Raw genomic sequence first — 8,293 nt, forward strand, 5'->3', positions numbered from 1 at the left:
TCAGCCGAGGCGCTCGACGACGTACTCGATGCTCTGGGTCAGCTTCGTGATGTCGTCCGGGTCGATGGCCGGGAACAGGCCGACGCGCAGCTGGTTGCGGCCCAGCTTCCGGTACGGCTCGGTGTCGACGATCCCGTTGGCGCGCAGCACCTTCGCCACCGCGGCGGCGTCCACCTCGTCGGCGAAGTCGACGGTGCCGACGACCTGCGAGCGCAGTGACGGGTCGCTGACGAACGGCGTCGTGTACGAGGTCTTCTCGGCCCATTCGTACAGCCGGGTCGACGAGTCGCGGGTGCGCGCGGTGGTCCACTCGAGACCGCCGTTGGAGTTCATCCACTCGATCTGGTCGGCCAGCAGGAACAGCGTCGACACCGCCGGGGTGTTGTACGTCTGGTCCTTGCGGGAGTTGTCGAGCGCCGTGGTCAGCGACAGGAACTCGGGGATCCAGCGGTCGCTCGCGCCGATCTCGCCGATGCGCTCGACAGCGGCGGGCGAGGCCAGCGCGATCCAGAGGCCACCGTCGGAGGCGAAGGACTTCTGGGGCGCGAAGTAGTAGACGTCGAAGTCCTCGGCCTTGACCGGCAGACCGCCCGCGCCGGAGGTGGCGTCGATCGCGACGAGCGCGCCGTCACTGCCTTCGGGGCGGCGGACCGGCACCGCGACACCGGTCGAGGTCTCGTTGTGCGCCCAGCCGACCAGGTCGGCACCGGCTTCGTAGGCGATCTCGGGCGCGCTGCCCGGGTCGGCCTTGACGACGATCGGGTCGGCGAGGAACGGGGCGCCCTTGGTCACCGTGGCGAACTTCGAGGAGAACTCGCCGTAGGTGAAGTGCTGCGAGCGTTCCCGCACGAGCCCGAACGCGGCGGCGTCCCAGAATGCGGTCGTCCCGCCGTTGCCGAGGACCACTTCGTAGCCTTCGGGCAGGGAGAACAATTCAGACAGACCGGCGCGCACGCGGCCGACGAGGGACTTCACCGGCTTCTGCCGGTGCGAGGTGCCGAGGTAGGTGGCACCGGATTTCGCCAGGTTGGCGAGCTGTTCGTCACGGACCTTGGACGGTCCGCAGCCGAAGCGGCCATCGGCAGGCTTCAGGTCCGCGGGGAGGGTCAACTCAGGTGCGTCGGTCATGTGCCCAGTCTCTCAGGTCGGGACGGGCCTGCTGACAGTCGGTGCCGCGTGTCCGGTATGTGGGATCTGGGATCTCCCTCCCATCGATGCCGACCGCCGGGTAGCTTCTCGCCTCATGGCTAACGTGCACCAACGATTCCCCCTGCCTCCCGAGGCTCTGTGGCAGGCCCTCCAGAGCGGGGTCACCGCGGTCAAGGGGAAGAACCCTTACTACGACGCGGCCGCGGGCTATGTCACCTTCTCGACCAGCATGGGCTTGTTCAGCTACGGGCAGACGGTCACCGTGAAGGTCGAGCGGACACCGGAGGGCTCGGGGCTGGCGATCCAGACGAGCCTCAAGTTCGGCTTCGTCGACTGGGGCGAGGGCAAGCGCATCGCGAAGAAGTTCATCGAGGGCGTCGGCGCGGCCGTCGGGCACACCCCGGCCGTTTGATGCCCGATCCGTGGAGCCCGCGCTGGGGCTTCCTGTTCCTGTACTTCCTCGTGTTCGTCGTGCACTGGATCTTCGGCGACTGGGGCGACACGGCCACCATCGGCGCGATCGTCGGTTTCGTGGCGACGCTGGTGCTCGTGTTCGTCCCCGGCCTGCCGCGCTGGGTGCACGGCGACCTCCCGGGGGAGATCTCCCAGCCGCGGATCCGCCAGTGGTGGACGGCGCTGCGGCTCACGATCCGGCGTCGTCAAGGCGTTCTCGACGTCGTGTTCGGACCATGGACGCTGGCCACCGCCACGCTGGATCCGGATGCCGAGGCCACGCGCGGGTGGGCCGTCCTCGACGGCCACCCGGCGAAGTTCGTCATCGAGCACTGTCCTGACGAACTCGCCGGGTCGCTGCGCGGACAGCGCCGGATGTGGGTCGTCGGCGACGCCCACTACGGCGATGCCCTGGTGTGCGCGGCCGGCGGTCGTGAGTTCACGACCGCCGCCTTCCGCTTCCGCTAGCGCCAGCCGTCGGGGTCGACGCCGCCCGGGATGGGCGCGGCCGGATCGAACGGCGTCCGCGAGAAGATGAACGTCGCGAGGTCGAGGTGGTTCGGCTTCCCCGCCGAGTCCCGCCCGATCCGCAGCGTTTCGCCCGCGTAGTAGGCGTCGAGGCCGACCCAGGTGTCTTCGCCGACCGGAGCGAACCGCGACGCGCGGCCGGGGCCGTCGGACGGCGCGAGCGAGAACAGGCCGTCCGGGAGCAGCCGCAGGTGATACGGCGTCGGGCCCCAGTGCCACAGCCCGGTCAGCTCCAGCAGCTTCGGGTCCACAGTGGACGGAAGCCACTCGGTGGGCATCGACGGCTCGTGCTGTTCGGTCAGGTTCATCAGGTCGAGGCAGAGCTGCGTGATGCCGACGCCCGCCGTCGAGTTGGTCAGCACGAGAGCGCCGATGCCGGCGTTCGCGTCGACCAGGGAGCAGGCGAGGAAGCCCGGCATCGACCCGGTGTGCCCGGCCAGCCGCCTGCCCTCCGTGCGGACCAGCATGACGCCGAGACCGAATCCGGTGGTCCAGGCGTCGCCGTCGTCCACGGTGACCATTTCGCGCATTTCCGCGACGGTCTGCTCGCTCAGTACGCCGCCGGTGTGGCCGCCGAGGAACGCCGTCCAGCGGGCGAGGTCGGTGATCGTCGACCACAACTGCCCGGCAGGCGCCATCGCGCCCGCGTCCGGCGACGGCTCCGGCATGAGGAGGTCGGCGAACGGGTGCACGGCGAACCCGCTCGCGTGCGCGCCTTCCGGATGCGGCGAGGTCCGGGTCATGCCGAGCGGGCCGAGGATCTCGGCGCGGACGACGTCGAGCCACGACTGCCCGCGGTGCCGGGCGACCAGCTCGCCGAGCACGCCGTAGCCGACGTTGCTGTAGTGGAACTTGCTGCCCGGCCGCAGCCGCGTCGCGCCGTCCTTGAGACTCTCGACGAGCGCGTCCCAGTCGGCGCCCACCGTGCGCTCCCACCAGGAACCGGGCGATTCCGCGGTCAGGCCCGAGGTGTGCGAGAGCAGCTGCGCGATGGTGGCCGAGCCGAACGCGGTGCCCGGCAGGTGCCGTTCGAGCGGGTCGTTGAGGTCGAGCTTGCCCTCGTCACGCAGGCGCATGACGGCCGTCGCGACGAGTGTCTTGGTGATCGAGCCGAGCCGGTACTGCGTGTCGGCGCCGGGTGTCTCACCGTCGACGCGTCCGCGCCCTCCGGACCAGACGAGTTCACCGTCACGGACGACGGCGGCGACAAGGGACGGGGCGCGGCACGAGGATTGCTCGTGCGCGAGGCGGCGAAGCAGCGCCATTTCGGTCGTGGCAAGCATGACCAGCATTCTGCCTACCCGAGCAGGCCCAGTCGCATAGCGGTGGTCACAGCGGCCGTCCGGTCCGAAACATCCAGTTTCCCGAACACGCGCAGCAGGTGGGTCTTGACCGTCGCCTCGCTGATGTGGAGCGCGCGCCCGATGCCGGCGTTCGTGCTCCCCTGTGCCACCAGACGGAGTACCTCGATCTCACGCGCCGACAGCGGCGACGCCGTCGGGTTGCGCACCCGGTTCACCAGCTTCCCGGCGACCGAAGGCGCCAAGACCGTCTCGCCGCGTGAAGCCGCTCTGATCGCTCCGGCCAGCTCCGTGCGCGAAGCATCCTTCAGCAGGTAGCCGCTGGCTCCCGCCTCGACAGCGCGAAGGATGTCCGCGTCCGTCTCGTAGGTGGTGAGCACGACGACTCGCTGGCTCGGACGGTCGGCGAGGATCTTCCTGGTCGCGCCGACGCCGTCGAGACCGGGCATCCGCAGATCCATCAGGATCACGTCCGGCTGCTTGATCCGGCTCAGCGCGACGGCTTCGTCCCCGGAGCCCGCTTCCCCGATGACGCTCAGATCCGGCTCGGCCTCCAGCATGCCGCGCAGGCCTTCCCGCACCACGGGGTGATCGTCGACCAGCATGATCGTGATCACGCGGGCACCTCCAGTTCCAGTGTCGTCCCCGCACCGGGTTCGCTCGTGCAAGTCACGATGCCACCCACCTGATCCGCTCGTGCCCGCATCCCCGCCAGGCCGAAGCCGCCGGTGGGCGCGCCGGGGTCGAATCCGGCTCCGTCGTCGGTCACGCCGAGCCGGGCACGTCCGTCCACAACGGACAGCCGGAGTGAGACCCTGGTGGCGCGGGAATGTTTGCGGATGTTGCTCAGTGCCTCCTGTGCCCCGCGCAGCAGGACGACCTCGGCGGCCATCGGCAGCGCGGGCAGCGGGCCGTCGATCTCGATCGACGTCTCGATCCCGGCCTCCTCGGTCAGCCGCTCGACCTGCCGCCGCAAGGCATCCTCCAGCGAATCGGAGGCCAGCGCCGACGGCCCCTGCGCCGCGACCATCGCCCGTGCCTCGGTCAGGTTCTCCCGCGCCGTCCGCGCCGCCAGTTCCAGGTGACGCCGGGCGGCCTTCGGATCGGTGTCCATTTCGGACTCGATGGCCTGGGTGAGGGTGACGATGCTGGTGAAACCCTGCGCGAGCGTGTCGTGGATCTCGCGGGCCATGCGCTCGCGTTCGGCGGCCGTCCCCGCCTCCCGCGAGAGCCGGGAGACCTCCGCCTGACTGGCTTCCAGCTGTTCGATCAGCGCGGCCCTGCCCTTGCTCTGATCGATGATCTCGCTGGTGTAGCGCCCGGCCAGGAGGCTGAAGATGATCAGGATCGCCGTCATCGGCACCAGGATGCGCAAGGCCGGCTGGTCGAGGCCGCCCCTGGCGATCGAGGCAACCGGGCCCAGCAGGACCGCGATCGTGGTGAGGATCGACGCCGGCTTCGTCGTCAGCGTCATGTAGAGCACCGGGCAGACCAGGAACAGGATGAAACTCGACGTGGTGGAGGCGAAGACGGCGCCGGTCACCAGGAGCATCATGATCCCGGTGAACAGCCACGGCGTGCCCTCGCGGTCCCGGTTCTTGATGAGGCGGCGTCCTTGGCCGAGATAGGTCACCCCGAGGCCGGCGATGCACAGAACGGCGACCGTTTTGTCAGTGGTCGTCCCGTCTTCGACGAGCACCAGCGCCACCGTCGCGGCGAAGGCGATCGCGAAGAGGACCTCGCCGAGCCAGAAGAACCGCTCCCAGGCGTTCACTTGCCTTCGTTCGACCAGCGGAACGTCAGCTTCGCCAGCAGCAGCCCCGCCACGCACCACGCCGTCAGCACCAGCGCCACCATCGGAAGTTCCCATGTCCCCGCCATCTCCTGTGTCGCCGCCTCAGCCGGCAGGAACACCGAGCGGAAGCCCTGGCAGATCCATTTCACCGGGAAGAAGGAGGCGATAGTGACCATAACCTTCGGCAGGTTGCTGATCGGTGTGACGAAGACGCCGGAGATGAACTGCAGCGCGATGTAGATCAGGTTGGTCACCGCGACCGCGCCGCTGACCGACTTCGTCACCGAACTGAGCGCGATGCCCAGCAGCGTGCAGCTGGTGACACCGAGCACGAAGACCCACACCGCCGTCAGCAATTTCATCGGGTCGGTGGGCAGTTCGAGGTCGAACAGCAGGCTGCCGACGATCGACATCAGCACCACCTGGGCGATGCTGGTGAAGCCGACCAGGATGATCTTGCCGATGAAGTAGGAGGCGGCGGGCATCGGCGTGCCGCGCAGGCGTTTGAGCGCCCCGGCCTCACGGTCCGACGCGAGGCCGATGCCGATGCTGTTGAACGACGTCGACACGATGCCGGACCCGATCATGCCCGCCGCGAGCACCTGGCCGGTGGTGATCGCCATACCGGGCATCGAGGAGTTCAGCATCGAGCCGAGCAGGACCATGAGCAGGGACGGGAAAGCGAAGGTGAAGATCACCTGTTCCCTGATGCGGAAGAACTGCTTGAGTTCGGCGGAGCCCCGGATGAGGCCGAGCGACAGGGTTCCGGGGAGGTTGCCCGGGTGGGTCAGCGTCGTCATCGGGCTTCTCCGATCAAGTCGAGGTAGGTCTCTTCGAGGGTGGGCCGGTGGACGGTCAGCTCCGACGGCTCGTGGCCGTCGGCGGAGAGCTCGCGGATGAGCTTCGCCGGGAAGTGGGTGCGTTCCTGGTGGCTGCCGCGGGCGTCGGCCCAGCGGACGGTGGCCTCCGCCGTCGCCCGGCCGCCCAGCGTCTGCGGTGTCCCTTCGGCGACGATCGCGCCACGCGTGATGACCGCGACGCGATCGGCCAGCGCCTCGGCCTCGTCCAGGTAGTGCGTGGTGAGCAGGATCGTGGTGCCTTCCTGTGCGAGACTCCTGATCAGGTCCCAGAACTGGCGCCGGGCCGCCGGGTCGAACCCGGTCGTGGGCTCGTCGAGGAAGACCAGCTCAGGCCGCCCGATGATCCCGAGCGCGACGTCCACGCGGCGCCGTTGTCCGCCGGAAAGGCTTTTGACGCGGGCGCGGGCCTTCTCGGTCAGGCCGACCTTCTCGATCACTTCTTCGGCGTCACGGGGATTCGGGTAGTAACGGGCGTAGTGCCGGACTGTCTCGGCGACGGTGAGCTCGGCGGCGTCGTTGGCCGTCTGCAGCACGATCCCCAGCCGTGCCCGCCAGGCCCGGCCGGCGGTCCCGGGGTCCTCGCCGAGGACGTCGACCTCGCCGGACGTCCGCCTGCGGTGGCCCTCCAGGATCTCGACCGTCGTCGTCTTGCCCGCGCCGTTGGGGCCGAGCAGCGCGAACACCTCACCCTGCTCGATGTCGAGGTCGATGCCCTCGACGGCCGTGTGGCCCGGGTACTCCTTACGCAGGCCGCGCACTTTCACCGCTGTGTTCATACGTCGATCGTGCTGGGCGGAAGGGGGTGCGCGGGACGTCCGCAGGACTGAACCCGGCTGTCAACCGATCGATGGACACCGGTGTCACCTCTCCCGCAATTAGTCACCTACTTGCGGTGGTGCCGGGTCTCGAACGGAGCGCGTTCCTCACCCGGGCGACCATGCCCTGCGGATCGCCGTAGAGCTCCTCTTTCGTGATCACGACGAACTTCCAGCCGTCGGCTTCCATGAGTGCTCGCCGCTCGGCGTCCAGGAGAGGTTGCTCTCCTTCGAGGTGCCAAGCGCCGTCGTACTCGATGGCGAGTTTCGCTTCCCTGATCGCGAGGTCGAGCCGTCCCAGGAAGCGCCTGCCGCGGTAGACCTCCACCTGTGGCTCCGCCTCGATGTCGTGAATCCGCAACCAGGTCCGGACCTCGGATTCGGGAATGGACTCGGCTCTCCCGTCGGAGAGTGCCAGCGCCTTTCTCGCCCGCACGATGCCATGATCGTGACGGTGCTCGAAGTATCTTTCCAGCTGCTCGCGCTCGATGAATCCGGCGTGGAGCAGCGCATCGAGCAGACCGACGACCCTGGGGAACGAGCGATGGAGCCGGGTGTTGGCCAGGATGTCCATGGTCATGCGCGGTGGGGTCGCGATGCGGCCGTCTCGCCACGGCTCGAAATCTTCGCCGATCAGCCTGGATCGTTTCAAATGCATCCCGCGCTGAAAATGGAACCCTTCTTCTTCGGGTATGACGAACTCGACAGGATCGCCGTCGAGCGCGAAAGGAAAGCCGCGCACGGTCGCGGCCGAACAGCCGGTCAATACCGCGCTCGCCGGTGCGGCGAGGATCGCCGCCTTGCACCGGAGTACGTGATCCTGCGGTATGCGGATCGGGACGTAGACGTTCTGGAACAGCCGGTTGTACGGCCCGGACCGGAGCTGTGAACGGGTGAGATCACCTTCGCTGATGGCGTGGCTGCCAAGGAAGGGACCGGAGAAGTCGGCGACTTCCGGGTAGTGGGTTCTGGACATGATTCGACAATGGCATCCGGCGCTGTCGCGTCCGCCGTTTCAAGATCAACTTCTGCCTACTTGTCCACATTTGCCCTCGCCTGTGCATAACCCGCGCGACCCGGCGCAAGTAGGTGACTAATTGCGGGGGCGTCAGGGAGTCAGCAGGGTGCGTACGGAGGTTTCGAGGGAGGGCAAGAGGGCGGCTGGGTCGGTCGACGTGAGCATCCGGTTCGCGAAGCCGTCCGACAGGGCCAGGATGGCGTCGGCCAGGTCACTTGCCGCGAGGTCGTCGCGGACATGGCCCGCCGACTGGGCTTTCGAGACGTACTGCGATGCTGTTGGTTTTCTCTGGTCAGGCGGCTGGGGTGAGGGAGAGGTGGCGGACTGGGCTGGTTCGTGTGGTGGCGCGTAGGGTTCCGATGAGCCAGGCGCCG

At 68.3% G+C, this 8,293-nt stretch carries 9 protein-coding genes and 1 pseudogene; 2 read left to right on the forward strand and 8 right to left on the reverse strand.

Annotated features, from left to right (window positions below; translation table 11 throughout):
* A complete protein-coding gene (serC, locus tag ACFOSH_RS35240; protein ID WP_378244470.1) occupies nucleotides 1–1,128 on the reverse strand; it encodes a phosphoserine transaminase in 1,128 nt (375 codons plus the stop codon).
* A gap of 115 nt (nucleotides 1,129–1,243) precedes the next feature.
* Between serC and ACFOSH_RS35245 the strand changes: the two genes are divergently transcribed.
* Both ACFOSH_RS35245 and ACFOSH_RS35250 read left to right on the forward strand, forming a co-directional pair.
* Nucleotides 1,244–1,561 (forward strand): hypothetical protein, encoded by a 318-nt coding sequence (locus ACFOSH_RS35245; protein ID WP_378244472.1) that lies wholly within the window; start codon nucleotides 1,244–1,246, stop codon nucleotides 1,559–1,561.
* Complete coding sequence (locus tag ACFOSH_RS35250; protein WP_378244474.1) at nucleotides 1,561–2,070, forward strand: hypothetical protein; 510 nt, start codon at nucleotides 1,561–1,563, stop codon at nucleotides 2,068–2,070. The genes ACFOSH_RS35245 and ACFOSH_RS35250 overlap by 1 nt, the downstream gene beginning before the upstream one ends.
* On the opposite strand, the gene ACFOSH_RS35255 is transcribed toward ACFOSH_RS35250, so the two are convergent.
* The 7 genes and pseudogenes from ACFOSH_RS35255 to ACFOSH_RS35285 all read right to left on the reverse strand — a co-directional run.
* A complete protein-coding gene (locus ACFOSH_RS35255) occupies nucleotides 2,067–3,413 on the reverse strand; it encodes a serine hydrolase domain-containing protein (protein ID WP_378244476.1) in 1,347 nt (448 codons plus the stop codon). The two genes, ACFOSH_RS35250 and ACFOSH_RS35255, sit on opposite strands and share 4 nt — an antisense overlap.
* Nucleotides 3,414–3,427: 14 nt before the next feature.
* The gene (locus ACFOSH_RS35260; RefSeq protein WP_378244478.1) at nucleotides 3,428–4,048 is read right to left on the reverse strand and encodes a response regulator; all 621 of its coding nucleotides are present in this window, start codon (nucleotides 4,046–4,048) and stop codon (nucleotides 3,428–3,430) included.
* Complete coding sequence (locus tag ACFOSH_RS35265; protein WP_378244480.1) at nucleotides 4,045–5,205, reverse strand: sensor histidine kinase; 1,161 nt, start codon at nucleotides 5,203–5,205, stop codon at nucleotides 4,045–4,047. The genes ACFOSH_RS35260 and ACFOSH_RS35265 overlap by 4 nt, the downstream gene beginning before the upstream one ends.
* On the reverse strand, nucleotides 5,202–6,026 hold the full coding sequence (locus tag ACFOSH_RS35270) for an ABC transporter permease (RefSeq protein WP_378244482.1): 825 nt from the start codon (nucleotides 6,024–6,026) through the stop codon (nucleotides 5,202–5,204). The genes ACFOSH_RS35265 and ACFOSH_RS35270 overlap by 4 nt, the downstream gene beginning before the upstream one ends.
* Nucleotides 6,023–6,850, reverse strand: coding sequence for an ABC transporter ATP-binding protein (locus ACFOSH_RS35275; protein ID WP_449224206.1), 828 nt, complete (start codon nucleotides 6,848–6,850; stop codon nucleotides 6,023–6,025). The genes ACFOSH_RS35270 and ACFOSH_RS35275 overlap by 4 nt, the downstream gene beginning before the upstream one ends.
* 115 nt (nucleotides 6,851–6,965) lie before the next feature.
* Nucleotides 6,966–7,877: an endonuclease domain-containing protein gene (locus ACFOSH_RS35280; RefSeq protein ID WP_378244486.1), complete on the reverse strand. Its 912-nt coding sequence runs from the start codon at nucleotides 7,875–7,877 to the stop codon at nucleotides 6,966–6,968.
* Nucleotides 7,878–8,009: 132 nt separating this feature from the next.
* Nucleotides 8,010–8,293 (reverse strand): annotated as a pseudogene (locus ACFOSH_RS35285) (hypothetical protein); the annotation flags it as partial.

Origin of the sequence: Amycolatopsis speibonae (assembly GCF_042647925.1) — a bacterium.
Classification (GTDB): Bacteria; Actinomycetota; Actinomycetes; order Mycobacteriales; family Pseudonocardiaceae; genus Amycolatopsis; species Amycolatopsis speibonae.

Bases quoted from the DNA above. Each gene is read 5' to 3' on its own strand.
- ACFOSH_RS35245 (WP_378244472.1), top strand. From the start codon at position 1,244: ATGGCTAACGTGCACCAACGATTCCCCCTGCCTCCCGAGGCTCTGTGG.
- ACFOSH_RS35255 (WP_378244476.1), bottom strand. From the start codon at position 3,413: ATGCTTGCCACGACCGAAATGGCGCTGCTTCGCCGCCTCGCGCACGAG.
- ACFOSH_RS35250 (WP_378244474.1), top strand. From the start codon at position 1,561: ATGCCCGATCCGTGGAGCCCGCGCTGGGGCTTCCTGTTCCTGTACTTC.
- ACFOSH_RS35280 (WP_378244486.1), bottom strand. From the start codon at position 7,877: ATGTCCAGAACCCACTACCCGGAAGTCGCCGACTTCTCCGGTCCCTTC.
- ACFOSH_RS35270 (WP_378244482.1), bottom strand. From the start codon at position 6,026: ATGACGACGCTGACCCACCCGGGCAACCTCCCCGGAACCCTGTCGCTC.
- serC (WP_378244470.1), bottom strand. From the start codon at position 1,128: ATGACCGACGCACCTGAGTTGACCCTCCCCGCGGACCTGAAGCCTGCC.